Source organism: Phaeobacter sp. CAU 1743, assembly GCF_039839315.1.
GTDB classification, from domain to species: Bacteria; Pseudomonadota; Alphaproteobacteria; order Rhodobacterales; family Rhodobacteraceae; genus Phycobacter; species Phycobacter gallaeciensis_A.
In genome coordinates, this window is sequence record NZ_JBDOQR010000194.1 from 1 (window position 1) to 1132 (window position 1132).

Below are 1132 nucleotides of genomic sequence, written 5' to 3' on the forward strand. Positions count from 1 at the left end.
TCAAAACGGGCTCGAATATCGGCAGAAAGCGGGTTGGGCATGATCTGATCCTCCTGAACAGGATGAATCAGAAAAATAGCCCGCTGTGAATCCCCTTTGATTCAATGAAAGCTGGAACCGCTTTAGTTGGCGTTGGAAGTACAATTCCTCGCCAAGGGGAGATGTATTATGTTTCGCGTACCCAAAGACAAGAACTATTTCAGCTATTCGAATACGAGTTATGCCCCCGCCGTAGGCACCAATCCTATCGGAAAACTCGGTCGAACGACGCCGACCCATCTCTATGCGCTGTGGGGCAAAAGGTGCTTCGACATCGTCGGCGCTTTCCTGCTCCTGCCACTAGCTCTGCCCCTCATCGTGATTCTGGCGGCCTTCGTCGCCATCGACGGAAGCAAGCCGATCTACTCACACCGCCGCGTCGGCAAGAATGGCCGCGCCTTTCCTAAACATAGCGGAGGACCACTTCAGTGGGGGAAGACCACCGACACTTCGGGCTCCATAAACTCCCGACTTCGAAAGCTCCGTGTGATACGGTTGCGCAGGGGCGATCGGGCAAGGTCCTCGATCGACACCTGTTCTGTCGCGTTCGCCAATGTGTGGGGGATTGTCCGCCATTCTATGGGCGACGATCCGACACGAACGCCCGCCAGGCAGTCGCCGACGTGCAGGAGGCGGACACCGTCGGCCTTAATATGCGCGATCACAAAGCTCGCCGAGTCTCTCCGGAAATCAGACCGTAGATCAGTGTGGATGCACCGTAGCTGGGCGATGATGGTCTCGGGTGTCACTTCACCCGCCACGACAAACCATTCAATCAGCTTGTGCGCGATCTGGCGCGCGAACTCTCCGCTGTTGTCACCGGAGGACGAGCCATCGAGGACAATGCACAAGGTAGCGTCTTCACGCAACCCGACACCGCAATGATCGCGATTGTCACTTGTGTGCGTTCCTTGTTCGCTGCGCCAATTGATCGCTCCTGACATTTCAGGTTCCGCCATCGCATCGCGCTAAGAGCCCGATTTGAAACTAATTGAGTGAGTTCAGGAGGTTGTGTTTCTGTTCGGGTACGACACTGAACGGAGACCACGATGGCCTGGACCGAACTCACCCGCAGCCAGCATGCCCGTGAGGG

The 1132-nt window shown here is 56.4% G+C and carries 1 protein-coding gene; it reads right to left on the reverse strand.

The window, feature by feature from the left end; translation table 11 throughout:
• Positions 1-464: 464 nt before the first annotated feature.
• Positions 465-983, reverse strand: a complete 519-nt coding sequence (locus AAFO90_RS24910) for a hypothetical protein (RefSeq protein WP_347511194.1) — start codon at positions 981-983, stop codon at positions 465-467.
• Positions 984-1132: the final 149 nt, after the last annotated feature.